Source organism: Synechococcus sp. CBW1006 (genome assembly GCF_015840525.1).
Taxonomy (GTDB): Bacteria; Cyanobacteriota; Cyanobacteriia; order PCC-6307; family Cyanobiaceae; genus CBW1002.
The window spans coordinates 126,712-150,050 of sequence record NZ_CP060396.1 but is presented as its reverse complement, the minus strand read 5'-3'; the positions used below and the strand labels follow the sequence as shown (position 1 = coordinate 150,050).

28 protein-coding genes, 1 tRNA gene and 1 pseudogene are annotated in these 23,339 nt (G+C 67.3%); 12 read left to right on the top strand and 18 right to left on the bottom strand.

Features of this window, described 5'->3' with window-relative positions; all coding sequences use genetic code 11:
* Nucleotides 1–111: 111 nt before the first annotated feature.
* From H8F26_RS00770 to gpmI, 5 genes are read right to left on the bottom strand one after another with little or no spacing between them, the layout of a single operon-like run.
* On the bottom strand, nt 112–306 hold the full coding sequence (locus tag H8F26_RS00770) for a hypothetical protein (RefSeq protein WP_197156789.1): 195 nt from the start codon (nt 304–306) through the stop codon (nt 112–114).
* A 48-nt stretch (nt 307–354) separates the two neighbouring features.
* On the bottom strand, nt 355–483 hold the full coding sequence (locus H8F26_RS19780) for a hypothetical protein (RefSeq protein ID WP_255518219.1): 129 nt from the start codon (nt 481–483) through the stop codon (nt 355–357).
* A gap of 45 nt (nt 484–528) precedes the next feature.
* Entirely contained in the window at nt 529–1,008 is a 480-nt protein-coding gene (msrB, locus tag H8F26_RS00765) for a peptide-methionine (R)-S-oxide reductase MsrB (RefSeq protein ID WP_197156788.1), read from the bottom strand.
* The gene (gene secG / locus H8F26_RS00760; protein ID WP_197156786.1) at nt 1,008–1,238 is read right to left on the bottom strand and encodes a preprotein translocase subunit SecG; all 231 of its coding nucleotides are present in this window, start codon (nt 1,236–1,238) and stop codon (nt 1,008–1,010) included. The genes msrB and secG overlap by 1 nt, the downstream gene beginning before the upstream one ends.
* Before the next feature lie 20 nt (nt 1,239–1,258).
* Nucleotides 1,259–2,842, bottom strand: a complete 1,584-nt coding sequence (gene gpmI / locus H8F26_RS00755) for a 2,3-bisphosphoglycerate-independent phosphoglycerate mutase (RefSeq protein WP_197158885.1) — start codon at nt 2,840–2,842, stop codon at nt 1,259–1,261.
* Nucleotides 2,843–3,077: 235 nt separating this feature from the next.
* Between gpmI and pyrR the strand changes: the two genes are divergently transcribed.
* The gene (pyrR, locus tag H8F26_RS00750) at nt 3,078–3,668 is read left to right on the top strand and encodes a bifunctional pyr operon transcriptional regulator/uracil phosphoribosyltransferase PyrR (RefSeq protein WP_197156784.1); all 591 of its coding nucleotides are present in this window, start codon (nt 3,078–3,080) and stop codon (nt 3,666–3,668) included.
* Nucleotides 3,669–3,679: 11 nt separating this feature from the next.
* Here the strand turns inward: pyrR and H8F26_RS00745 are convergent, their stop codons facing one another.
* The 3 genes from H8F26_RS00745 to H8F26_RS00735 all read right to left on the bottom strand — a co-directional run bounded on the left by H8F26_RS00745 (nt 3,680) and on the right by H8F26_RS00735 (nt 6,501).
* On the bottom strand, nt 3,680–3,898 hold the full coding sequence (locus H8F26_RS00745; protein WP_197156782.1) for a ferredoxin-thioredoxin reductase variable chain: 219 nt from the start codon (nt 3,896–3,898) through the stop codon (nt 3,680–3,682).
* A 94-nt stretch (nt 3,899–3,992) separates the two neighbouring features.
* A complete protein-coding gene (locus tag H8F26_RS00740) occupies nt 3,993–4,820 on the bottom strand; it encodes a hypothetical protein (RefSeq protein ID WP_197156780.1) in 828 nt (275 codons plus the stop codon).
* A 97-nt stretch (nt 4,821–4,917) separates the two neighbouring features.
* On the bottom strand, nt 4,918–6,501 hold the full coding sequence (locus H8F26_RS00735) for an Hsp70 family protein (RefSeq protein WP_197156778.1): 1,584 nt from the start codon (nt 6,499–6,501) through the stop codon (nt 4,918–4,920).
* A gap of 61 nt (nt 6,502–6,562) precedes the next feature.
* Here H8F26_RS00735 and H8F26_RS00730 point away from each other — a divergent pair, with 61 nt between their 5' ends.
* From H8F26_RS00730 to H8F26_RS00720, 3 genes are all read left to right on the top strand, one after another.
* On the top strand, nt 6,563–6,793 hold the full coding sequence (locus H8F26_RS00730) for a DNA-directed RNA polymerase subunit omega (protein ID WP_197156776.1): 231 nt from the start codon (nt 6,563–6,565) through the stop codon (nt 6,791–6,793).
* An 8-nt stretch (nt 6,794–6,801) separates the two neighbouring features.
* The gene (locus tag H8F26_RS00725; protein WP_197156774.1) at nt 6,802–7,185 is read left to right on the top strand and encodes a DUF1818 family protein; all 384 of its coding nucleotides are present in this window, start codon (nt 6,802–6,804) and stop codon (nt 7,183–7,185) included.
* 391 nt (nt 7,186–7,576) lie between these two features.
* Nucleotides 7,577–7,894: a DUF2811 domain-containing protein gene (locus H8F26_RS00720; RefSeq protein WP_370594660.1), complete on the top strand. Its 318-nt coding sequence runs from the start codon at nt 7,577–7,579 to the stop codon at nt 7,892–7,894.
* Between the two features lie 78 nt (nt 7,895–7,972).
* Here the strand turns inward: H8F26_RS00720 and H8F26_RS00715 are convergent, their stop codons facing one another.
* The 5 genes from H8F26_RS00715 to H8F26_RS00695 all read right to left on the bottom strand — a co-directional run bounded on the left by H8F26_RS00715 (nt 7,973) and on the right by H8F26_RS00695 (nt 11,555).
* Entirely contained in the window at nt 7,973–8,428 is a 456-nt protein-coding gene (locus tag H8F26_RS00715; protein WP_197156772.1) for an EVE domain-containing protein, read from the bottom strand.
* 109 nt (nt 8,429–8,537) lie between these two features.
* Nucleotides 8,538–9,932: a UDP-N-acetylmuramoyl-L-alanine--D-glutamate ligase gene (gene murD, locus H8F26_RS00710; RefSeq protein WP_197156771.1), complete on the bottom strand. Its 1,395-nt coding sequence runs from the start codon at nt 9,930–9,932 to the stop codon at nt 8,538–8,540.
* Between the two features lie 21 nt (nt 9,933–9,953).
* A tRNA-Val gene (locus tag H8F26_RS00705) sits at nt 9,954–10,025 on the bottom strand.
* Nucleotides 10,026–10,219: 194 nt separating this feature from the next.
* Complete coding sequence (locus H8F26_RS00700) at nt 10,220–11,008, bottom strand: photosystem II S4 domain protein (RefSeq protein WP_370594659.1); 789 nt, start codon at nt 11,006–11,008, stop codon at nt 10,220–10,222.
* Between the two features lie 43 nt (nt 11,009–11,051).
* Entirely contained in the window at nt 11,052–11,555 is a 504-nt protein-coding gene (locus H8F26_RS00695) for a hypothetical protein (RefSeq protein ID WP_197156770.1), read from the bottom strand.
* Nucleotides 11,556–11,680: 125 nt separating this feature from the next.
* On the opposite strand from H8F26_RS00695, the gene serA reads away from it, so the two are divergent.
* The 4 genes from serA (at nt 11,681) to H8F26_RS00675 (ending at nt 15,348) form a co-directional block, all read left to right on the top strand.
* Nucleotides 11,681–13,267 carry a phosphoglycerate dehydrogenase gene (gene serA / locus H8F26_RS00690; RefSeq protein WP_197156769.1) on the top strand — a complete coding sequence of 529 codons (1,587 nt, stop codon included), beginning with the start codon at nt 11,681–11,683 and terminating at the stop codon, nt 13,265–13,267.
* A 56-nt stretch (nt 13,268–13,323) separates the two neighbouring features.
* Entirely contained in the window at nt 13,324–14,265 is a 942-nt protein-coding gene (gene prmA, locus H8F26_RS00685; protein WP_197156768.1) for a 50S ribosomal protein L11 methyltransferase, read from the top strand.
* A 157-nt stretch (nt 14,266–14,422) separates the two neighbouring features.
* Nucleotides 14,423–14,722: a ferredoxin gene (locus H8F26_RS00680; protein ID WP_197156767.1), complete on the top strand. Its 300-nt coding sequence runs from the start codon at nt 14,423–14,425 to the stop codon at nt 14,720–14,722.
* Between the two features lie 203 nt (nt 14,723–14,925).
* Entirely contained in the window at nt 14,926–15,348 is a 423-nt protein-coding gene (locus H8F26_RS00675; protein WP_197156766.1) for a hypothetical protein, read from the top strand.
* Between the two features lie 120 nt (nt 15,349–15,468).
* Here H8F26_RS00675 and psbV read toward each other — a convergent pair whose 3' ends face one another.
* Nucleotides 15,469–15,981 (bottom strand): photosystem II cytochrome c-550, encoded by a 513-nt coding sequence (gene psbV, locus H8F26_RS00670; protein WP_197158883.1) that lies wholly within the window; start codon nt 15,979–15,981, stop codon nt 15,469–15,471.
* 207 nt (nt 15,982–16,188) lie between these two features.
* Nucleotides 16,189–17,121, bottom strand: a pseudogene (gene rnz, locus H8F26_RS00665) (ribonuclease Z); the annotation flags it as partial.
* A 171-nt stretch (nt 17,122–17,292) separates the two neighbouring features.
* On the opposite strand from rnz, the gene H8F26_RS00660 reads away from it, so the two are divergent.
* Both H8F26_RS00660 and H8F26_RS00655 read left to right on the top strand, forming a co-directional pair.
* The gene (locus H8F26_RS00660; RefSeq protein ID WP_231605385.1) at nt 17,293–18,630 is read left to right on the top strand and encodes a SpoIID/LytB domain-containing protein; all 1,338 of its coding nucleotides are present in this window, start codon (nt 17,293–17,295) and stop codon (nt 18,628–18,630) included.
* 4 nt (nt 18,631–18,634) lie between these two features.
* Nucleotides 18,635–19,393, top strand: coding sequence for a glucosamine-6-phosphate deaminase (locus H8F26_RS00655; protein WP_370594658.1), 759 nt, complete (start codon nt 18,635–18,637; stop codon nt 19,391–19,393).
* A gap of 2 nt (nt 19,394–19,395) precedes the next feature.
* Here the strand turns inward: H8F26_RS00655 and H8F26_RS00650 are convergent, their stop codons facing one another.
* Together H8F26_RS00650 and truB are read right to left on the bottom strand one after the other, a co-directional pair.
* Entirely contained in the window at nt 19,396–20,241 is an 846-nt protein-coding gene (locus H8F26_RS00650) for a YebC/PmpR family DNA-binding transcriptional regulator (RefSeq protein ID WP_197156762.1), read from the bottom strand.
* A gap of 49 nt (nt 20,242–20,290) precedes the next feature.
* Nucleotides 20,291–21,190 carry a tRNA pseudouridine(55) synthase TruB gene (gene truB / locus H8F26_RS00645; protein WP_197156761.1) on the bottom strand — a complete coding sequence of 300 codons (900 nt, stop codon included), beginning with the start codon at nt 21,188–21,190 and terminating at the stop codon, nt 20,291–20,293.
* A 112-nt stretch (nt 21,191–21,302) separates the two neighbouring features.
* On the opposite strand from truB, the gene H8F26_RS00640 reads away from it, so the two are divergent.
* On the top strand, nt 21,303–22,082 hold the full coding sequence (locus H8F26_RS00640; protein ID WP_197156760.1) for a queuosine precursor transporter: 780 nt from the start codon (nt 21,303–21,305) through the stop codon (nt 22,080–22,082).
* A 54-nt stretch (nt 22,083–22,136) separates the two neighbouring features.
* Nucleotides 22,137–22,940: a bifunctional 2-polyprenyl-6-hydroxyphenol methylase/3-demethylubiquinol 3-O-methyltransferase UbiG gene (locus tag H8F26_RS00635; RefSeq protein ID WP_197156759.1), complete on the top strand. Its 804-nt coding sequence runs from the start codon at nt 22,137–22,139 to the stop codon at nt 22,938–22,940.
* 111 nt (nt 22,941–23,051) lie between these two features.
* Here the strand turns inward: H8F26_RS00635 and rpmA are convergent, their stop codons facing one another.
* A complete protein-coding gene (rpmA, locus tag H8F26_RS00630; protein ID WP_197156758.1) occupies nt 23,052–23,315 on the bottom strand; it encodes a 50S ribosomal protein L27 in 264 nt (87 codons plus the stop codon).
* Nucleotides 23,316–23,339 lie beyond the last annotated feature (24 nt).

Genomic DNA, 23,339 nt, shown 5'->3' with positions numbered 1-23,339 from the left:
CCGGCCCGCCTGGTTGGCTGGCCGGTTTCTGCCCCCGCTTCGGCGGGGGCTTTTTTGTGGCAGGTCGCTGTCTGCTCTGTGGAGTGGTTGCTCTATTCAGAGGCTGTGTTCTCAGCGGGTGAGCAGATAGCGCAGCGCACTGAGACCAAGAATCAGGCCGATGCCGCTGTTCCAGATCAGCGACTGCCGTCGTCTGAGCCAGCCCAGCGGACGGGGCAGATTGCCGGGGTGGGATTCCAGCAGGAGCGTGGCGGTGACCAGCAGCACCACCGGCAACACCAGTGCGATCAGCAGTTCGATGGCCATCGATCACGCTTCAGCATGGGACCCCTCTCACGCTTCAGGGTTGCTCCCCTACTGCCGCATCGCTTCGGTGGTGGTGTCGGAACTGCCCTGATGACCACGGGGGTGCTTCTCACAGGCCATGGCGGAGCCGGCTCCCACCAGGGTGGCCAGCAGCGCAGCTGTGAACAGGCGGATCATGGGCCCAGGACGGTCAACCCGATCACGCTAGATCGATTCAGCGGTTCAGGCTGGCTGAAAGACCAAGGCGACGCCGTTATTGCAATACCGCTTGCCCGTGGGCCGGGGGCCATCATCAAACACATGACCCTGATGCCCACCGCAGCGCCTGCAGTGGTACTCGGTGCGGGGGATGATCAGCTTGAAATCGATCTTGGTGGCGATTCCGTTCGGCAGCGGTTCCCAGAAGCTGGGCCAACCTGTGCCACTGTCGTACTTGGTGGAGGAGCTGAACAGGGGTAGCCGGCAGCCGGCACAGAGGAACGTGCCCTTGCGCTTTTCATTGTTGAGTGGACTGCTGAAGGGGCGCTCGGTTCCTTCCCGCCGCAACACCTCGTAGGCCGCGGGACTGAGCCGCTTTTTCCATGCGGCTTCGCTCAGTTGCCAGGCAGGATCACCGGCTTTCGAGGCCGCCAAGGCTGGACGCGCCCCCACAAGGGCGGTGAGGCTGACGCCGAAGGAGGCCAGCAGCCCGCGGCGGCTCATCAGCCCAGCCATCCGGCGCTCAGGAGGACGGCCAGGCCGAGAAAAAGGGCGAGAAGAGTCCAGGTGATGCGGTTCAGCGTGGCTTCGGCGCTGCGGGCGCTGGTGAACATGGACCCGCCGCTGGAGGCCAGTCCGCCCATGCCATCGCCCTTGGGGCTGTGCAACAACACGCTGATGATCAGCAGCACACCACTGCCGATCCAGATCCAGGAAATCGTTGAAGTGATCATCAACCCAGATTAGGACCTGCTCAGACGCCGATCGCCTGGGGAATGCGCTGGGACGTGGCAGCAGTCTCAACGGGCATGATCAGGGATGTGCCCGTCATGCTGGCGGGTTTGGACAGCTCAAGAATGTCCAGCAGGGTGGGGGCGATGTCCGCCAGCCCACCGCCTTCACGCAGGTGGATATCAGTACCGTGGCCAGGCAGTTTGCGCTCTTCACCTTCCACGAGGATCACGGGCACGGGATTGGTGGTGTGGGCTGTCCAGGGACGACCATCCGGACCTTCCATCAGTTCAGCGTTGCCGTGATCGGCGGTGACCAGCAGGGTCCCACCCATGCGGTTGGTGGCTTCCATCAGGCGCCCCACGCAGGTGTCGACCATGGAGATGGCCTCGGTGGTGGCTTCCATTCGGCCTGTATGCCCGACCATGTCGGGGTTGGCGTAGTTGATCACGACAAAGGAATAGATGCCCTTGTTGATTGCCGCGATGCAGCTGTCAGTCAGTTGCTCTGCTGACATGGTGGGTGCTTGGTCGTAGGTGGGGACCCGTGGCGAAGGCACAAGGTGACGGTCTTCTCCCGGGAAGGCCTTCTCGATGCCACCATTCATGAAGTAGGTGACATGGGGATATTTTTCCGTTTCTGCGGTGCGGAACTGCCGTAGGCCAGCCTCTGAAATCACTTGACCCAGAAGGCCTTCGAGTGATTCAGGCGGAAAGGCCACGGCCACAGGAAGGCCCTGTTCGTATTGGGTGAAGGTGACCACATCCAGCGGTTCAATCCGCTGGCGCGGGAAGTTGTCGAATTCGGGCAGCACCAGGGCGCGGATCAGCTGGCGGGCGCGGTCGGGGCGGAAGTTGAAACAGACCAGACCGTCGCCGGCCTTGACCAGTCCTGAACTGATTCGGGTGGGTTCGATGAACTCGTCGGTGATGTCTTCGGCGTAGCAAGCCTCCACCACCTCTTCAGGCGTCAGTCCGCAAGAAGACTCTGTTTCGGTGAGCAGCCGGTAGGCCTTTTCGGTGCGCTCCCAGCGGTTGTCGCGATCCATGGCCCAGTAACGGCCGCAGATGGTGGCGATCCGGCCGACTCCGGCTTCGGCGATCTGAGCCTCAATGCGCTGCAGGAAGATGATGGCGCTGGTCGGGGCCGTGTCGCGACCGTCGGTGATCACGTGCAGGCAGACGTCCTGGAGTCCGCGTTGCGACGCCCAGCGCAGCAGGCCGGCAATGTGGTCGACATGGCTATGGACTCCGCCGTCTGAACAGAGGCCGATCAGATGGAGGGTGCCGCCGCTGGCCAGGAGGCGGTCGCCCAGGGCATTGAGGGAGGCATTGGTGGCAATCGATCCGTCTCGCACGGCCTGGCCGATCCGCACCAGTTCCTGGCGGATGATCCGACCGCAACCAATGGTGAGGTGGCCCACCTCGGAATTCCCCATCTGCCCGTCGGGCAGACCGACGGCGCCGCCGCTGGCTTCAATCAACGTGTGGGGATAGGCATGCCAAAGGGCATCCATCACCGGGGTGGAGGCGGCTCGGATCGCGTTGTGATCGGTCTCGTGCCGATAGCCCCATCCATCCAGAATGGCTAAGACAACGGGAGCGATAGAACCTCGACCAGGCAGGGTGGCGATGGCGTCGTGTCCTCCGGAACGCTGAGAAGCGGGAGGTGAGGAGTTCTGAGGGGAATCAACTGTTTTCACCCGAACATCCGCAATCGTCGACACATCTCTGACCAACCCCAACTTACTCCGCTTCTGCGAGCACGCATCAACTGGCGATCGGCTTCGTCAGGCTTTGGCGACACCCCCTGCCTTAGCGTGAGCCATCAGACGTCTGAGCATGGAACCCCTGCCTGCAGAGGCCATTGCCGCGACCCAGGCTGATCAGGCCGGCGGCCGCCGGGAACTGCTCTCCTCCCAGGACCTGGGCCGCACGATCGATCGTCTCGCCTCCCAGGTGCTGGAGCGCACCGATGACAGCCGGGCCCTGCTTCTGCTCGGCATTCCCACCCGTGGCGTGGCCCTGGCCCGTGTCCTGGCGGAACGGCTTGAGCAGCGCTGCGGCCATCCGATCGATCAGGGCAGCCTCGATCCCACGTTTCACCGCGATGATCTCGATCGGGTCGGCACGCGACTGGTGGAAGCCACCCAGCTGCCCGCCGGTGGCCTGGAGGATCGAGATGTGGTGCTGGTGGACGATGTGATCTTCACCGGCCGCACCGTGCGCGCGGCCCTGGAAGCCCTGCAGGCCTGGGGCCGACCGCGGCGGGTGAGCCTGCTGGTCATGGTGGATCGGGGCCACCGGGAACTGCCGATTCAACCGGATTTCTGCGGCCGGCTGGTGCCGACCCGCCGATTGGAAAGCATCCAGCTCTGCCTCCGTGCGATCGATGGTCACGAGGGGGTTTACCTGCTGGCGCCTGACGCCTGAAGGCAGAGACCTCAGGCCGGCGAGAGTTCGTCGCTGCGGAAGTGGGCGCGGAACTTGCCGAAGGCCACGATCACCGGCAGGGTCGGGCTGATCGGCCGGCCTTTCCAGTCGTTCAGCACGCTGACCACTTCCCCCTGCTGTCCCTTCAGATCGAAGGCTTGCCCCCGGTGCTGGGGATGGTGGAACACCACCACGCTGCTGCTGACGCTGACCGGATCGCCTGGCTGCATGGGCTCTGGACCTTACGGCCCATCGGGAGAACAACTTCGGCCGCCCATCCTGTCATGCAGCCCTGGTGGGATTCCCTGCAGATGCGGCAGTGATTCAGCGCTGACAGGCGGATTCCGGACCCGCTTCGACAATCTGGCCCCCCAGTTCCTGGCAGGCCTGCTCGAAGGCATTCCACTCATCCACCCCGGCGGCGATCCGCTTCTGCACCAGGGCATCGAGCTTGTCGGTGGGCACCGTGTGGGGGAGATCTCCGTGGCTGTCGTGCTCCTTGTCGGCACCAGCCAGGTTTTTCACACCCGCGTCGACCTCCTCGCGAACGGCTTTGCTTTCCTGCTTCCACCAGGGATGGTCGATGCGGTTGAGGGCATCGAGGGCCTCCCACCAGCGCTGCCGTTCGGCCAGCTGGCGTGCCCGTTCCAGCTGCAGACGGTTGCGGTTCCATTGCTCGCGCAGGCTGTCCCCCAGGGCGGTGCCGTTCTCGCGACGTTCTTCGCCCATGGCGGCCAGTACCGTCAGGGCTCCTTCCAGATCGCCATCCCGGAACAGGGTGAGGGCGCGGCGGCGGAGCTCCTCCTGCCAGGTCTGCAGCTCCTTGCGATCGGCGGGGCCGCCAGCGGCGGAGTTGACGAGCTGCAGCTGCAGGGCCAGGGCCTCGGACCAGTTGTCCTGCTCCCAGAGCTGGCGAGCCTTGAGCCGACGGCACTGGCCCTGCTCCAGGGGGGCCCGGCCGGCCATCCACTGCATGGCTGAGAGCTGCTCGCTGTACCGCAGGCAGGCATCGAGGTCGCCGCGCTGAGAGGCATCTGCCAGCCGTTTTGGCAGCTCGCCTTCCCACCAACGGGCCACCCCCACGGCGGTGGCCACCAGCCCGAGGGTGATCGCCAGCCAGACACGCGGCAGCCGGTGGCGGCGGATGGCCAAGTACAGACCAAGAACTGGAACCTTTCTATGGACCTGAGGGCCGCCTCAACGCCTGGAGGGGGCAGCCCCGATGTCGTCCACCTGGGTTGGGCCTCCCTCAGCGCACGATTCCGAGGCTGCGCGGCTCCACTGGCGCCTGGCTGCGAAGATCCGTTCCCTCGAGCTGCAGTTGACCCGCCGCATCGATCCACAGGCGCAGCCGCAGACGGTCTTCGCCCCGCTGGCCGGGGGGATCAAGCGACAGGGGGCTGGGTTGCTGGGGCCAGGGGCGAACGGTCGCGGCCCCGGCCTGCCGGGGCCGCAGCACCGGCAGGCCGTCTCGGAAGACCACCTCGGAACGTTGCTGCGGCTGGGGTTCCCCCAGCACCAGCTCCAGGCAGGACTGCCCGTCACGGCTGCAGGCCAGCACCAGCTCCAGGGGCTCGCTGGTGGGCCAGGCCTGGCCCGGCACGAACAGTGGATGCCAGTGATGTCGATTGCTGCGCCGGTCCCAGCAGCGCAGGCTCACACCCTGGGCGAGAACATCGCGGATCTGCACCCCCGGCGTGAGGGCGAGGGCCCCCAGCACCACCGCTTCCACGGGGCGTTCATCGCGCAGGGGAATGGCGCCGCAATGCTCGTGCAGCCAGCGGCGTATTCGGGGTATGCGGCTGCTGCCGCCCACCGGCAGCACGGCGGCAATGCCGTTCCCAAGGCCCCCCTGGAGGCTGTCGCCGCCGCCGCCCTCCCGCCGGGCCGCCGCCAGCACCTGCTCGAGCAGGTCGTCCAGTTGCAGCAGCAGGCCCCGCTCCTCGAGCAGCTGATCAAGCTGTTGCCGGCTCAGGCGCAGGGGCTGGGGGGGGGCCTGCGGAGGACACCAGATCTCGAGGGCCTCCTCGGCTTCGCTGAGCCGGCATTTGAGGCGCTCGGCCACTGCCAGCAGGCTGCTGTCGCTGGCGCCGCCGGGATGGAGCAGATCGGCGATCCAGCGATCGATGTCCCGGCCCCCCAGGGCCAGTCCCGCCTTGCCGATCACCCGGGCGCAGCGCAGGGCCTGACGCCCATCCTCGAGGCTGCGGCCCGCAAAGCGCAGCAGCTGGGCGATCGGTGCGGCTCGCCCTTCCCCCCCCTCCAGCGCCACCAGCGAGAGATCGATGGTGCCGCCGCCGAGGTCCACCACCAGCACGCGGCTGCCGGGGCTCAGGCCACAGCCGATCGCCGCAGCCGTGGGCTCGTCCACCAGGGCCACCTCCTCCACCGCCAGGTTGGTGCTGATCTCCTGCAGCCAGCGCCGGTAGCCGCGGTAGCTCTCGATCGGGGCGGTGAGCACCAGCCGGCGTGGCTCGATCCCGGCCGGCAGGGCTGCCCAGAGGGCCTGCAGCAGGCGCTCACCCGCCTGCTCCGGGCTGAGCAGCATTGCTGCGTTCTCCTGGGATGGCACAGTGTCTCCGGAGCCGATCAGGCGCTTGAAGTCGTGGCAGAGGCTGGGGCTGGAATCGGCGGCCAGGCCCGCCTCCAGCACCTGGCGGCCGATCAGGGGACGGGGACTGTCGGCGGCCGCGAGCCAGAGCAGGCTCGGCACCACGACGGGATCACCGCAGGCGTAGGGAGCGAGCTCGAGAAGCGTTGGCGGGCCGTGATCGGGCTGCCAGGCCACCACGGTGGTGCTGCTGCCCAGGTCGATCGCAAGGGTGCCGGTCATGCGGCCAGGATGGCGCGGCGAGACGCTCGCTTAGATTCGGCTGATCAGGAGTGGAATTGACATGCAGCTCGGTGTGGAACTCAACGCCAAGGAACTGGCCCAGAGGGGGGAAAGTCTGATCCGCCACTCCAGTAACCGCTACCTCACCACCGTCCGAATCGCCTTCCGGGCCAAGCAGCGTCGCTTCGACGATTTTGACGGCCTCCTCGATGAGTCGATGGTGAAGCCCGTGCAACGCGCCATCATTGAGCTGAGCGACGAACAGGACCAGCCCGATCTGTTGCCTGGCTGATTGCGGCCATGCGGGTCGAGGATGCGCAGGGGTGGCGGCTGGTCCTGGATCCAGCCCGCCACCCCTTTGTGCTGCTGGTGGGTTCCACCGATTGGGCTGCCGAGCTGAGGGCTCCAGAGGCCCTGGCCCTGCTGCAGGGCATCGCCACCCTCACGGCCCAGCACGGCGCCCTCACGGATCAGTTGCTGGATGAGGAGGCGATTGAGCTGGAGTGGGAGCGCGGCCCGCTGTGGATGGCCCTGGAGGGAGACCGGACCGCGTGGAGTCTGCGCTTCGTGCTGAGCCCTGACGATGGCCAGCGTGGTCTGGAAGGAGCCTGGTCCGCTGCCGCCGCCGCCGCTTTCGCCGCTGCCCTGGTTCCGCTGGAGGCCCCCCTGCAGGGGCTGGTCTGAAGGGCGCGGCTGCCGTCATCGCCTCCCCCAGCAGCGCGGCTCAGCACTTAAGACCGGTGGCGGTTTCCCTGCTGATCAGCACTGCTGATGCGTCCGGTTCAGCCGGTTGATTCCGCAGACTGACCACCCCTTTCCCGGGGTTTTCCACAAGCCTGGATCCCGAAGCGATGCTGGCCGCCCCGCCCTGGGGAAAACCCGCCCGCCTCCGTTTGTCCCTTGACGCTTTGGCCGGCGGGGCTCGGTCCAGCGGTGCTTCCGCGCAACGGATGCGACATCCCTTGTCCCGCAAGCTGTCTCAGGTTGGGATTCCTGCCTGGCCATCCCGCTGCAGCCATTTGACGGGGACCCTGGGATGTGGGGAACTGGTGTCCGTGTCAGGGGGAGCAATCGCATGCGGTATGCCGTGGAGTCAGGAGCAGGGGTGGGGCTGCAGATGGAGCAGGAGGCCAGTGGCACGGTGAGCCTGCGGGCCGAGGTGCCCGAGGCCCTGCTCTCGGCCATGCGTGGCTTCATTGAGTGCCATCCCAACTGGGACCAGTACCGGCTGTTTCAGGCCGCCCTGGCCGGTTTTCTGGTGCAGAACGGCGTGCAGAGCCGGGAAGTGACCCGCTGCTACCTGGCCAACCTGTTTCCGGGGCAGAACAGCTTCAGCAAGCCCCTGCTGGCGAACGAGCCGGTGCGCCGCGCAGCTCCGATTCGACGCCTCTGAATTCGCTGCCTCTGATCACTGACTGCCTGCAGCGTCGTTGCTCACTGCAAGCAGTCAGCGCCGGTCAGGCTCCAGCCCTCAGCCTTCCAGCAGCGCCAGCAGGCGAGTGGCTGAGGCCTCCGGCACCGGCAGGATCGAGAGCCGGTTGCCTCGCTTCACCACCCCCAGCTCTTCCGCGCTGAACTCGTCGCGCAACGCCTCCAGGCTCAGCAGGCGGGGATAGGTGCAGAGGTACCCGAGCCGGACGCAGTCCCAGCGAGGAGCCTCGCGCCTGCTGTTCGGATCGAAGTATTTGGAGGCTGGATCAAACTGACTCGGATCGGTGAGGCCGGTTTCGATCACCTCCATCAGGCCCACGATGCCCGGCGGTCTGGCATTGGAGTGATAGAAGAAGGCTCGATCGCCCACCTCCATGCTGCGCATGAAGTTGCGGGCCTGGTAGTTGCGGATCCCGTCCCAGAGGGTGCTCCCCTCCCGTGCCAGATGGTCGATCCCGTAAACGTCGGGTTCGCTCTTCATCAACCAGTGGGCCATGGCGGGCGGCTGCCGCGATTCAGGGCGCGGACGGAGATGGCGAAGGGATCATGGCGTGCAGACCGCTTATGGCGTGCGGGGGGGGGCTGACGGTGCTGAGCCGGTGGTGTCAGAGCGCTTCGACGCAGCGGCGGAAGTGATCACCGCGGGCTTCGAAATCGCTGTACTGGTCGAAGCTGGCGCAGGCCGGTGACAGCAGAACCGCCCGGCAACCTCCGCGCCGGGCCAGCTCTGCCGCCAGGGGCACGGCCTGCTCCAGGCCCTCCTGTTCATGCAGTTCACCGCCGTAACCGGCCGCCTCCAGGAGTTGCCGGAACTCCGGCCGGGCCGCGCCGTAGAGAACCACCGCGAAGGCCTGACGCCGCAGTTCGGCGATCCAGCCGCCGGCTTCGCCGATCTTGGACTGGCCGCCGGCAAGCACCACCAGCGGCCCCTCCAGGGCCCGCAGGCCGACTTCGGCGGCGTCATAGTTGGTGGCCTTGCTGTCGTTGTAGTAGGTCACACCGCCCTGCTCCCGCACCCGCTCCAGCCGGTGAGGAACCCCGGGGAACGTACGGAAGGCGGCCTCCATCACGGAGCCGCTCAGCCCGACCTCCAGGCCCACGGCGGTGGCCAGCACCAGATTCTGGCGGTTATGGGCACCGGGCATGGCCAGGCTGTCGGCCGCCAGCAGGGGCCCGCTGGCATTGCAGACCATTCCGCCTTCAATCCAGAGGCTGGCCGCGAGGTCGGCGGGCAGCTCGTGGCGGGGGCCCGCCGTGACCCAGTGGCCCCGATCCCAGCTCGGAGCGTGAGCCCGCAGATCCGGGTCGTCGGCGTTGAGGATGGGAAGCTGGCTGCGCTCCAGCAGGCTGCGCTTGATGGCGCGGTAGTTGTCCAGCGTGCCGTGGCGCTCGAGGTGATCGGGCGTCAGGGTGGTCCAGAGGCCGATGCGGGGGGCCAGCTGCGGTGCCGCTTCGATCTGGTAGCTGCTCAGTTCCACCACCAGCCAGTCCGGCGGTGTCGAGGCGCCGCCGGCGCAGCGCTCCAGGGCCACTTCCGCTGCGGAGAACCCCACGTTGCCGCACTGGGGGGCATCCAGGCCCGCCTGGGTGAGCAGATGGTGCACCAGCTGGGTGACGGTGGTCTTGCCGTTGGTGCCCGTGATGCCGATCCAGGGCACTGCGGCCGTGGCCATCCAGGCCGGAACCATCTCGCCCTGAATGCTCACCCCGTCCTGGCGCAGTTGTTGAAGGACGGGATGGTCCCATCGGATGCCCGGGCTCACGATCACCTTGCCCAGAGGTGCCTGAATGTCGTCGAAGGTGGCGCTGGTGAGCGGGCACCCCAGCCGCACGGCGATGCCTTCGGCCCTCAACAGGCTGGCGTGCTCCTCAAGGTCAGGGCTCTGGCCGCTGTCCAGAACCAGTACGGGCTCGCCGAGGCGATGCAGCAGCATGGCTGCGCCCCTGCCGGATCGACCCAGACCGACCACCACGGTGAGGGGACAAGCCGCGGCAGTCATTGGAAGGGTAAAGGAAAGAAATGGGCGATACTGGAATCGAACCAGTGACTCCTACCGTGTCAAGGTAGTGCTCTACCTCTGAGCTAATCGCCCCTTGGTGTTGGAAGATGCAGCCGCCCGGAAGGTGAGGTCCCGGGGGAGCGGTTTGTCTCCAGCGGCAGCAACTTAGCAGCCGGCAGTACTGGGCCCTGACGCGCAACACCCTTGATGCGCATCGCCCGTGCAGCTGTCTTCACGCAGAGCTGCTCTTCACCTGGAACGATCGCCGTGGTGAGCCACCAATGGGCTCAGCGGCGCAGCAGCCCGATCCGGATCCGACCCCTCTGGGTGGGGCTGGCCGCCTGGATCTCCAGCTCACCGCGGCTGTGCCACTGCACCCGATCCCCTGGCGCCAGCTCCTTGCTGGGGCTGCTCACCGGTTGCCAGTTGAGCCGCACCAGTCCCTGGCGGATCGCGTCGGCCATGCGGTTGCGGGAGACCCCGAACCCGGCCGAACCCACGGCATCAAGCCGCATCGACGCCTCCACCACGCTGATCTGGCGCGGCTGGCGTCGGGTCGGCAATTGCAGGGTGTTGAGGGGCCGGGCCTCGAAACGCACCGCCACCGTGCGCACCAGCCCCTGCTGCTCATGCAGCCGTTCGGCTGCGGCCGCAGTGACCACCGCTTGCCCCCCCCGGTCGCCGCGCAACCAGAGATCGCCGCGCTCCTGGTCCTCCAGGCCGGCGGCCTGCAGGCCGGCCTGGAGGTCGTCGATCGAGGCGGGATCGAACAGAAAGTTGCCGCTGATCTCCAGGCCGGCCAGGCCCGCCGGCAGATTGTCGATCGGCTGCACCGCCTCGCGGCGCTGCAGCACCAACCGCCGCCGCTCTGCCCCCGCGAAGCCGCCCCAGCTCTGGAGATCCAGGTCGGCCAGTTCGCCGAGGCGCTGCTCGGCCTCTTCCCGGACCGGTGCGGCCACGATGGCGCTCCAGACCGGCTCCCAGGTGCGCAGGGCCTGCTCGGCGGCATCGATCAGGGGGTTCAGCGCCTCGGGATAACGGCTGCCCTCGAGCAGGGCCTTGCGGGGCAACACCATGGCGGTTCGATGGATCAGTTGTGAGAGCGCGCTGTCGAGGGGTTCAGGAGTTGTCCTCCAGCTGAATCACGGCCATCGGCTTGGCCTGTTGCACCACGCTCCAGGGGAGTTCCTGGGCTCCGCGGGTTTCGGCCAGCAGCAGCCAGTGGCCCTCGCCCACCCGGTTGCGCAGGGTGCGGATCCGGTCGTCGTCGTCGGAGGCCACGCTGGCAGCGGCGGCGAAGCTGCCCATCCAGCCCGAAATCAGACCCAGCAGGCCGCCGATCAGGTGATTGCCCCAGCTACCGGCGAAGGCGAAGGTGTCGAGATCCGCCACGAAGGTGAAGGTGAAGCCCGCGAAGAAGCCGAACGGCAGCAGCCAGCGGACCATCGACCGCTGACGCCGCCGCCGGGTGGTTGCCGGATCCAGCCGTTCCACCCCCGCCAGATCCGCTTCCCCCTCACCGATCGCCAGCAGCAGCACCGGAGGCGCTGACAGGGCCGCCAGCCGATCCCGCAGCTGATGCAGCCGCTTGCGGTCGTTGAGCACCACCACACATGTCGCCATGCCGTCTCTCCCCGCCACTGGCGGCGACGCGTTACCGGTCTGATTCTCCCTGCTCACTACACTGCACCGCCGGCCACGGCATCGCGCTTCTCGCCACCGCGGGCCTCCCTTTCGCACGCCGGGTGATGACAAAGGTTCTGGTTTCCGATCCCATCGATCAGGCGGGGATCGACATCCTCTCCCAGGTGGCTCAGGTGGATGTGCGCACGGGCCTGTCGCCGGAGGAGCTGCAGCAGGTCATCGGCGACTACGACGCCCTGATGATCCGTTCGGGCACCACGGTCACCGCGGAGGTGATCGCGGCAGCCGACAAGCTGCGGATCATCGGTCGGGCCGGCGTGGGCGTCGACAACGTCGATGTGCCGGCCGCCACCAAGCGCGGCGTGCTGGTGGTGAACTCACCGGAGGGGAACACGATCGCGGCGGCCGAACAGGCCCTGGCCCTGCTGCTGTCGCTCTCGCGTCATGTGCCCCATGCCCACGCCAGCACCATGGCCGGCGGCTGGGACCGCAAGAAGTACGTGGGCAACGAGCTCTACAAGAAGACGCTCGGCGTGGTGGGACTCGGCAAGATCGGTTCCCATGTGGCCCGGGTGGCGCGGGCGATGGGCATGGAGGTGGTGGCCTACGACCCATTTGTGTCGGCCGAACGGGCCCAGCAGATGCAGGTGAAGCTGCTGCCCCTGCCCCAGCTGTTTGCGGAGGCCGACTACATCACCCTCCACCTGCCCCGCACGCCGGATACCGAAAACCTGGTGAATGCGGAGCTGCTGCGCACGATGAAACCCACGGCCCGACTGGTCAACTGCGCCCGCGGCGGCATCGTCGATGAGGCCGCCCTGGCGGAGGCGGTGGAGCAGGGGGTGATCGCCGGCGCCGCTCTGGATGTGTACGCCAAGGAGCCCCTCGTGGCCGATTCCCCGTTGCGGGGGGTGAAGGAACGGCTGATCCTCACGCCCCACCTGGGGGCGTCCACCGAGGAGGCGCAGGAAAACGTGGCCATCGACGTGGCCGAGCAGATCCGTGATGTGTTGCTGGGCCTGCCGGCCCGCAGCGCCGTCAACATCCCGGGCCTCAATGCTGAGGTGATGGAGCAGCTCAAGCCCCACCTGCAGCTGGCCGAAACCCTGGGTCAGCTGATCAGCCAGCTGGCCGGCGGCCAGATCAGCGAGCTGGAAGTGCGGCTGCAGGGCGACTTTGCGGCCCATCCGGCCCAGCCCCTGGTGGTGGCGGCGCTCAAGGGGGTGCTGTCCACCGCCCTGGGCGACAGCATCAACTACGTCAATGCCAGCCTCGAGGCCAAGGCCCGTGGCATCCACGTGCTGGAGGTGAAGGACGATGGCAGCCGCGACTTCGCCGGGGGGTCCCTGCAGCTGGTGTCGCGCAGTTCCAGTGGCAATCACTGTGTGACCGGTGCCGTGTTCGCCGATGGCGAACTGCGGGTGGTCACCATCGACGAATTCCCGGTGAACGTGGCTCCCAGCCACCACATGCTGTTCACCCGCCACCGGGACATGCCGGGCATCATTGGCCAGCTGGGATCGCTGCTGGGAGAGCACAACGTCAACATCGCCTCGATGCAGGTGGGCCGCCGCATCGTGCGTGGCGATGCCGTGATGGTGCTCAGCCTCGACGATCCGATCCCTCCCAGCCTGCTGGCGACGATTCACACGATCAACGGCGTCCAGGAGGCCTATCCGGTCACCCTCTGAGGGCCTGGGGGCGCCGCTGAAGGAGGCTGGCGGGTGCAAGGCGGTTCCGTGACCCGATGACTCTCACCTGGTGGCGCCTGGAGATGGATGCTCCAGCCGAACTGGAGGAATCGCTCCTCTGGAAGCTCCAGACCCTCGGGGTGGGACGGGTGGCGATCCAGTCCCATCCCGACACGCCTGAGCAGCATCGGCTTGTGGCCTGGTTGCCGGAGATCGACTGGCCGGCGCCGCAGCGCGCTGAGCTGGAGCGGGCCCTGGCCGCCCTGGGTGAACCGTTTGATCTGGCCCTTCCTCCGCTCGATTGGCACCGCCAGGATGAGGAGGACTGGAGCCTGAGCTGGAAGCAGCACTGGCAGGCCGATCCGATCGGGGAGCGGCTGCTGATCCTGCCGGCCTGGCTGGAGGTGCCGCCGGAGTTTGGGCAGCGTCTGGTGATCAGGATTGATCCGGGCAGTGCCTTCGGCACCGGCAGTCACCCCACCACCCGCCTCTGCCTTGAGGCGATGGAACGCCTGGCGATGCAGGATCCAGGGGCCGGATCTCTGGCGGGCTGGCGGGTCGCCGACCTCGGCTGCGGCAGCGGCATCCTCGGTTTCGGTGCCCTGCGGCTCGGAGCTGCCGCTCTGGCTGCCAGCGACACCGATCCGCTGGCGGTGCGGGCCACAGCGGAGAACGCGGCGCTCAACGGCCTCCCCCTGGCTCCAGGCGGCGTGGTGCGGGTGGCGGAGGGCTCCGTGGAAGCCCTTGAGGCGTTGCTGGAGGGTGTGCCGGCCAATCTGCTGCTCTGCAACATCCTGGCGCCGGTGATCGAGGCGCTCTGTCCTGCGTTCGATCGCCTGCTGGCGGCCGATGGGGTGGGCCTGCTCAGCGGCCTGCTGGTGGAGCAGGTGCCGGCTCTGGAGGACGCTCTGGCCGGGGCCGGCTGGCAGGCCGAGCTCACGGCCAGCCAGAGCCAGTGGGGGCTGCTCACCATCCGCCGGCGACCGGATGTTGCATAAGGCACGCTGATCTGTGACCTGCCTTTGATTGGCCTTCCCACGCCGCCCAATCCAAATCACCGGGAATCAGCGGCGGCGGATGTATGAATGGGCTGTCCTACAGGCCGGGTCGTTCCGTTGCGGATGACCATGTCTCCTGTCAGCTCCAACCCCATTCATGGCTTCCTACAAGGTCACCCTCATCAACGAGAGCGAGGGCCTCAACAAGACCATCGAGGTTCCTGACGACCAGTACATCCTCGATGCAGCCGAAGAGCAGGGTGTTGATCTCCCCTACTCCTGCCGCGCCGGCGCCTGCTCCACCTGCGCAGGCAAGCTGACCTCCGGCACCGTGGACCAGTCTGATCAGAGCTTCCTCGACGACGACCAGATCGAAGCTGGCTTCGTGCTGACCTGTGTGGCTTACCCCACCAGCGACTGCACCATCAAGACCCACTCCGAAGAAGAGCTCTACTGAGCTTTCTCTGCGGGGCCTCCGTCAGGTTCCCGCTCCATGTCGGACAAGCAGCCCTCCAACGGCACTGCTGCCGCCAAAGGGCTGTTCACATCTAGCTAGTGGCTCGAGATCAGTTGTGATCTGTCTGGTTTCCAGGCCTCTTGCTTCTGAGTTCTCGGGTTCCCATTCCGTTCTCTCCTGCCACCTTTCGGGGTGGCTTTTTGATGTCCCAGCAGGTTCATGTCCTTCTGGATCCCGGCACTGAGCACGGCAGTCCAGGCGGACAGTACAGCTTCCGGGTCCTCGGCCCCTGCTGCCGTCTGTTCGATCGCGAAGAGCTGCCATGGCCCTGCTGCCGCCTGGCCTGGCGTAGCAAGGAGCCCAGTTGGCGGCGGATCGGCCGCCGTTTCGTGGCCGATCTGGCGGCGAGGCGCTGCCCGTCCTATGTGGTGGAATTGCTGCAGCCGGGATCCCGTCCCACCCGCACCGTGATCACGCTGTTTCCCCAGCGGCTGGCCCCTGCCCTCCAGGAGTGGTGGTACAGCAAACTTTCAACCTCCTGGGATGCGGCCAATCATCAACCGCCAGTCCCACCGCCAACGCCTCCTCCACTGCAACAGCAACAGCAACAACCAGCGGGGGCATAGTTGCTCCTCCTGGGGAATGGTTCGGGCGATGGCATGGTTCAAAAAAATTGCCCCGATCGCAGTTTCGGTCGGGGCAGATGATGATGTTGCTCTGAAGTCCGGAGACTCTTCTCGCAATCTTCAGAAGTAGATCTTGCCGCCGCCCCACTGAATGCCCTGAACTTTCGGGGCCACCAGGATGTAACCGGCGATCAGGCGAAGGTCTTCATCATCCAGGTCACGCATCTTCACGAAAACGTCACTGCTGCGCAGGCTGGGGTGCACGTCGGAAATGCTGTATTCGCCGTCATAGGAGGTGGGATCCTTCATGTAGTCGACCAGTGCATCGACCGAGTCGCGGGGAGGTGTGGCCAAGGCCAGCGTTTCGGGATCCAGGCCCACATTCTGGTTGGTCTTGGTGATGCCGCCGGCATGGCAGGTGCCGCAGGAATCGTTGAACAGTTTGCGGCCGGTCTTGATGTCCCGTTCGCTGAAGGTCACGGTGCTGCCATCTGCCGATACCGGTACGGTGAGCGTGTCGGCATCCCACTGGGCGGCAAGCGCGGGGCCACCGAAGCAGACCAGCAGCGCCAGGGGCAGGACCAGCGCGGTCCGGACAAGGGCGCGTAGGGCTGAGGAGAGGAGAGGGGCCATGGAGAAAGCCGGCGAAATGGCGGGTGTCACCGCACCTGAGACCTTGTATCACGGGGGAAGGGTTCCCCGGCAGGGAATCAAGAACTGTTGCAGGTTTTACCCCTGCAGCGGTGCTGTTGAACGGCTGCTTTTGTGGGTTTTGGCCTGCTTCGCGGCCCCTGTCTGCTGGGGTTGGTCGTTGCTGTCTGCGGCAGGTTCGGGTGCGGCGACGTCGAGGGTGAGGAAGTCTCTGGCGATCACCGTCTCCGGGAAGATCGCCCGTGCTTCGGCCAGCAGGTCATCGGGCGTCATCGGGTTGCCGGGCATGTAGCGCGGGCTCAGGTGGGTGAGCGCCAGACGCTTCACGCCGGCTGCCAGGGCCGTCTGGGCCGCCATGGTGCTGGTGGAATGCTGCCTGGCGAAGGCGAGATCGGCCTCCCCATGCGAAAAGGTGGACTCATGAATCAGCAGGTCGGCGCCCTTGGCCAGCTCCACGGCCGCTTCGCTGAACACGGTGTCGGTGCAATAGACCACGCTGCAGCCCGGCCGCTCCGGTCCACACAGGCTGGCGCCGTCGATATGTTCACCGTTCTCGAGCCGGATGCTCCGGCCGGCCTTCAGTTCGGCATAGATCGGACCCGGTGGGATGCCGAGGGCCCGGGCCTTCTCCACGTCGAAGCGCCCCGGCCGCGGCTTCTGATCGACGCGATAGGCGTAGGCCGGTACCCGGTGGGTCAGGGGCGTGCAGCGCACGCAGAGGTCGTCGTCGTCCAGCAGCACAGCGCCGCTCTGGGCCGCTTCGCGCACCCGGTGGGTGCGGAGCGGGTAGCCGATCCGGGTGGAGGAGGTGCGCAGCACCCCTTCGAGGTAGTCGCGCAGGGGATCGGGACCGTAGAGGTCCACCCCGCTGCAGCTGCCGGCCAGACCCAGGCTGGCCAGCAGGCCCGGCAATCCGAAGACGTGGTCGCCGTGCATGTGGGTGATGAAGATCCGGCTCAGCTGCGACACCCGCAGCTCACTGCGCAGGAACTGATGCTGCGTCGCTTCGCCGCAGTCGAACAGCCACAGCTCGCTGCGCTGCGGCAGCCGCAGGGCCACGGCCGACACATTGCGCGCGCGCGTGGGCACACCGGAACTGGTTCCCAGAAACGTGACCTGCACGGCACCCAGCCTTTGATCTGGATGCTGCCACGTCGCCGCTGGGTCGGCCGGTTCCACAGCCGCCGCCTGGCCCCTTCCCTGCGGACTCCGCACAATGGGCCCGTCTTCCTAGCGCTGCCCACGCCGATGTGGTCGAAACCGCCCCTGAGGATCCTGGCGCCGCTGTCCCTGTTGACCGCCGCCTGTCCTGTGGTTGCTCTCCCCCTGGTGGCACTGGTGCCCCCGGTGGCTGTTCAGGCCCGAACGGCTGAGCCGCAGCTGCGGATCCTGTTGAAGGAGGGATCCAGTCTTGAGATCGCTGCCTCTGTCGCTCCTTTGCGTATCGCCGATGTCCGTGGCCGCGAGCTGCTGCAACTGAAGCCCGGCACTGTCCTGCGTCTCAGCGCCACCGCCACGGCGCTGCGGACGGAATCCCTCACAGCGAGCTCTCCCCAGCCCCCCCGCACGCTGCCTCTGTCTGAGCTCTGGATTGAGCCGCTCCCCACGGCCGGCGGGGCAGGCGGTCCGTCCGGATCGGACGTTGATGGCGCATTCCTGCTGCAGAGCAAGCCCTACCGGGGTCGTCTGCGCCTGCTCAGTCGCGGCTCGCGGCTGCAGGCGATCAATGTGATTGGCATCGAGAGTTATCTGCCCAGCGTGGTGGGGAGTGAGATGCCGGCCAGCTGGCCGTTGGAGGCCCTGCGTGCCCAGGCGGTGGCGGCTCGCACCTATGCCTTGCAGCAACGCCGCCCCAAGGACCCCTTCGACCTCAAGGCCACCGTCGCCAGTCAGGTGTACAAGGGCGTGGAGGCGGAAACCTCGTCCACCCGCGAGGCTGTGGCCAGCACCCGGTCTCAGGTTCTGCTGCATGGCAATAACCTGATCACCGCCGTGTTCCACAGCAGCAGCGGCGGAGCCACCGAGAACAGCGGTGATCTCTGGCGCCAGCAGCTCCCCTACCTGGTGAGCGTGCCGGACTTCGACGACAGCAGCCCGGTGAGCCACTGGCAGCTCCGTCTCGAACCGGAGCAGTTGCGCAAGGCCTTTCCCGAGACCCGTGGCGTCAACCGCATTGAAGTGGTCTCCACCACCAGCTCCGGCCGGGTCCGCCAGGCGCGGATCACGGGGCCGAGTGGCAGCTTGCTCGTGAGCGGTGCCGATCTGCGCAGCCGGCTCGGATTGCGCAGCACCATGGTGCGGTTTGAGCTGCTGCAGCCGGAGATCGCGGCCCTGCCGGTGGCCCCACCACCCTCTCCGGTGGCCTTCTCCTCCCCACAGGGGTCCGATGGAAACGGTTCTCCGGTGGACTCAGCCAGTGGCAATCCAGCTGGTCCGCGCATGATTCCGGTGATGCCGGCCCTGCCGTTGCAGGTTCCCCAGCCCGCCATCCTGGCGATCGGACGTGGCTTCGGCCACGGTGTGGGGATGAGTCAGTGGGGGGCCTTGGGCATGGCCCGTCAGGGCAGCAGTTATGACCAGATCCTGCGGCATTACTACCGGGGTGCTGAGCTTCGGCCCTTCCCCCAGTGAGCGGGTGACGACGTTCCAGCTTGTGGCCCAGCGCGATGCCGCAGCGGTGGCTGATTGGGTGAGCAAGGCCGTTCTGGACGATCGTCTTCAGTCGCAAGTCGGCGGGTCAAGGCCCCTCGGTCTGGCCACCGGTCGCACGATGGAGCCGATCTATGCCCGCCTGGTCGAGCGCGTGGCTGGCCAGCCACCAGTCGATCAGGCGCGGCTTCGCAGGGGCTGGCTCAGCTTCAACCTCGATGAGTATGTGGGCCTGGCCGCGGCCGATCCCCGTTCCTTCATGGCGGAGATGGCCCGCCATCTGGTCGGCCCTCTCGGTCTGGAGGTCGGTGCGGTGCGGCTTCCTGATGGCACGGCGCCCGATCCCCAGGCGGAAGCCCAGCGCTATGCCGCCGCGGTTGCAGCTGCCGGGGGGATCGGTCTGCAGCTTCTGGGGCTGGGCCTCAATGGCCATGTGGGCTTCAACGAACCTCCCTGCAGCCCGGAGTCCCGCTGCCGATGTCTGCACCTGAGCGCGGCGACACGCCTTCAGAATGCCGCCGCGTTCGGTGGTGATGCGACCGCGGTGCCGACCCGGGCGATCACCCTCGGGCTGGTGGAGATCCTGGCCGCCCGTCGCCTCGTGCTGGTGGTCACCGGCGCGGCCAAAGCCGCCGTGCTCCGTCGGCTGCTCCAGGAGCCCGCCTCGGCCCAGCTGCCGGCCAGTTGGTTGCGTCGTCATCCCGATTGCACCCTGGTGGTCGACCAGGCGGCCCTCGATGGTTGAACTCAGGCTGCGATGGCCTCCAGGAGGTCGGCGTCGGCCTCAAGGTTCGCGGTGACACTGCGCACGTCGTCGAGCTCCTCAAGCGCGTCGAGCATGCGCAGACAGGCGCGCAGCTGTTCCGGGTCGTCGAGGTGGCAGCTGGTCTGGGGAATCCAGCGGTGTTCCCAGCTGAGCACCGGCAGGCCGAGCTGCCCCAGACCGTCCTGCAGGGCCTCGAGATCCGCAAAGTCTCCGAACACCTCGGCAGCACCAGCCTCGATCTCGTAGCCGCTCACTGCCGGTCCGCCGCTCTCTTCCAGCATCAGCAACCGATCGAGCAGGCTCTCCTCATCCAGGCTGGCGGGGCTGCTGGCCGCTTGGCCCGCCCCCGCGGTGGCCGCTCGCTTCGACTCCCGGCTGCTGCTGCTCACGGTCGACTCGAGGCGCACGACAGCCCGCTGCTCGAACAGGTAGCCCACACAGCCTGTCTCCCCCAGGTTGCCACCATGTTTGCCGAAGGCCAGCCGCACGTCGGCGGCGGTGCGGTTGCGGTTGTCGGTGAAGGCCTCGATCAGAACGGCAACGCCGCCGGGGCCGTAGCCCTCGTAGCGCACCGTTTCGAACTGGTCGCCCTCGCCACTCAGCTGACCGGAGCCCTTGAGGATGGCCCGATCGATGTTGTTGTTAGGCACTCCCGCCGCCTTGGCCTTCTCGATGGCGGTGCGCAGCTGGAAATTTCCGGCCGGATCGGCGCCGCCCCGGGCCGCCACCATGATCTCGCGGCCCAGGCGGGTGAACACCGCCCCGCGCTTGGCATCCACCACAGCCTTGCTGCGCTTGATCTGGGCCCATTTGCTGTGGCCGGCCATCGATCAGAAGGGGAAACGGAAGGGGGAAACGGCCAAGACTGGGCGGGGCTCAACCAGCGGCATCGAACACCAGCTTCGGTTGCAGCAGACCCTGCCCATCGGCCCTGGCCATGCCGGCCAGATTGCCATCCGGGCTGAGCACCGCCACGGCCCGCCCGCCTGGATGGTCTTCGGCGGCGGCGAAGGCCCGGCCGCAGCGCCAGCCTGGCCAGGCTGCCGGATCGAGCCGCTGCTGCGGCAGGTGCGTCAGGGCCGCCAGCGGATCGAGCAGTTTGGGCAATGCCTCTGCTTCCAGCTGCTCCAGGTTCACCGCCTGCCGGAGGTCGAACCCAAGAGCAGCGGTGCGGCGTAACTGGGCCAGGCAGCCCCCACAGCCCAGGGCCTCGCCCAGATCGCGGGCCAGGGCGCGGATGTAGGTGCCGGCGCCACAGGTCACCGCCAGCTCCAGACGGCTGCTGCCGGGGTCCCAGCCGAGCAGGTCCAGCTGCTCGATCCGCACCTGTCGGGCCGCCAGATCAAGCGTCTCGCCGCCGCGCACCCGCGCATAGGCCCGCTGTCCCTCCACGTGCACCGCCGAGACCTGGGGAGGCCGCTGCTGAATCGCTCCCCGGAAGGGCGCCAGGGCCGCCTCCAGATCGGCTGTTTCGAGGGGCGGAACCGACGCTTGGCTGATCACCGCGCCGTCCAGGTCATCGCTGCTGGTGCGCAGGCCCAGCTGCACAATGCCGCGGTAGGTCTTGTCGCCCTCCAGATAGGGGAGCAGCCGGGTGGCCGCCCCCAGGGCGAGCGGCAGCACCCCTGTCACGGCCGGATCCAGGGTGCCGCCATGGCCCACCCGCCGCAGGCCGTAGGCGCGCCGCACCCTGGCGACGCAGCCGTGGGAGGTGAGCCCGGCGGGCTTGTCAAGCACCAGGAAGCCGCAGGGGTCGCAGGGCGGGGCAGCTGACATGGGCGGACGACGGGAGCATGGGTGCCGCCAGGGACTGTGACAGTCCCGTTGTCAGCGCCGGCGCGGCGGCTGGTCCTCCCTTCAACCTGGGACGGTTGTCGCCTCGCCCTCCGTGACCCTGCAGCAGCGCCGCGATCTCGTGTTTCTGGTGCTGGCGGGCCTCTTCCTGGGCACCATGGGGATGCTCAACATCCTGGGGCTGACCCGCTTCCTCACCCTGGGATCGATCGGCTCCTGGCCGATCGTGGTGGCGGTGGGGGCCCTGCCCTACCCGGTCACCTTTCTCTGCACCGATCTGATCAGCGAGATCTGGGGGGAGCAGAAGGCCAGCCAGCTGGTCTGGGTGGGGTTGCTGCTGAACGGCTGGATCGTGCTGATCCTCTGGCTGGGGGGCGTGCTGCCTGGGCTCGATGGCTGGGGTGGTGCCGCCGGCGTGCCCGGTGCCGGCAGCGGTCTTGCGGTCGGGGCTGGCAGCACGGAGCTGCCGGTGTTCTATGAGATGCGCCGGCTCGCCTTCGGGGCGGTGGGGGCCTCGATGGTGGCCTACCTGGCCGCCCAGTTCACCGACGTGCGCCTGTTCCATTTCTGGAAGCGCTTCAGCGGTGGCCGTGCCCTGTGGCTGCGCAACAACGGCTCCACCCTGGTGAGCCAGCTGGTGGACACCACGGCGGTGGTGCTGATCAGCCACTACGCCAACCATGTGCTGCCGGTGCAGGAGGCGGAGCCAGTGCTGCCGCAGCTGGCCAGTTTCATCGCCAGCGGTTACCTGTTCAAAGTGGTGGCTGCCCTGGCCGACACCCTGCCCTTCTACGGGCTGGTGGCCGTGCTGCGCCGTTGGCTGGAGGTGCCCGGTCCCGGGGCTGAGTTGGGGCAGGAGCAGTTTCCGGCCTGAGCCCTGCGGCTTCCCTCACCCCTAAGTTGGCGGCCGCTGTCCGTTCCCCTGCCGATGCCTGCCGCCGATCCGGTCGCTGATCCTGCCCTCCGAAGCGCGACGGAACCGCTCCTGTCGGGTCTGGGGCTGGAGGTGTTCCTGGCCAGCGGTTTCGATCTGCGCAGCCAGCTGGCTGCCTTCCTGGCGATCCAGCCTGAGGAGCTGGAGGCGCGGATGCCGCGCAGCACCGATGCGCTGGCGGCACTGCATCCGGGTGGGTTCAGCCCGGAGCGGGCCAGTGCCTTCTACGAAGACACGGTGGGAGATGGGCATCTCCTGGAGCTGGCCGCCTGGCACCTGGGCAGCGCCGATTACATCGCCGACACCCTGCGCCTGCAGCAGCGTTTTGCCCGCGGCCAGGTGCTGGATTTCGGCGGCGGCATCGGCACGCACGCTCTGGCGGCGGCGGCCCTGCCGGCGGTGGATCGGGTGTGTGTCGTGGACCTCAATCCCCGCAACCGGGCTTTCGTGCAGTGGCGGGCCGAGCGCATGGGGCTGGCGGATCGCCTGCTCTGCTGCCGCGATCTGGAGGATTCACGCCTGCCGCCACAGTTCGACACCATCGTCTGTCTGGACGTGCTGGAGCACCTGCCTGACCCGGCGGGCCAGCTGGACTGCTTTGCCGCCAGGATGAGTCCTGAGGCGATTGCCCTGCTGAACTGGTATTTCTTCCGCGGCTTTGACGGCGAATATCCCTTCCATTTCGATGATCCCGCCCTGGTGGAGGCCTTCTTCCGGCGTCTGCAGGGCCGCTTCCTCGAGGTGTTCCACCCCTACCTGATCACGACCCGCGCCTATCGATTGCTGCCGGCAGCATGAGGTGCTGGTGCCGCTCGTCCGGCGCCACCCACCAAAAAAGCCGGCGACATCGCGCCGGCCATGAGAAAGCCCGGCCATGGACGCCGGTCTTGGTCTGGGTTGACCAGGTCTTCAGGCGACAGCCACGTTGATGCGTTTGCGGTTGCGCAGTCCACGCTTGATGCTGTCGAAGCTCACCACTCCATCCACCAGGGAGAAGAGGGTGTCGTCGGAGCCGCGACCGACATTGACGCCAGGCAGGACCGAGGTGCCCCGCTGGCGGATCAGGATCGAACCGGCACTCACGGCTTCACCGCCGTAGGCCTTGACGCCAAGGCGCTTGGAATTGGAATCGCGGCCGTTCCGTGTGGAACCTGTGCCTTTCTTGTGGGCCATGGGGGGTCAGGGAATAAGGAGGGA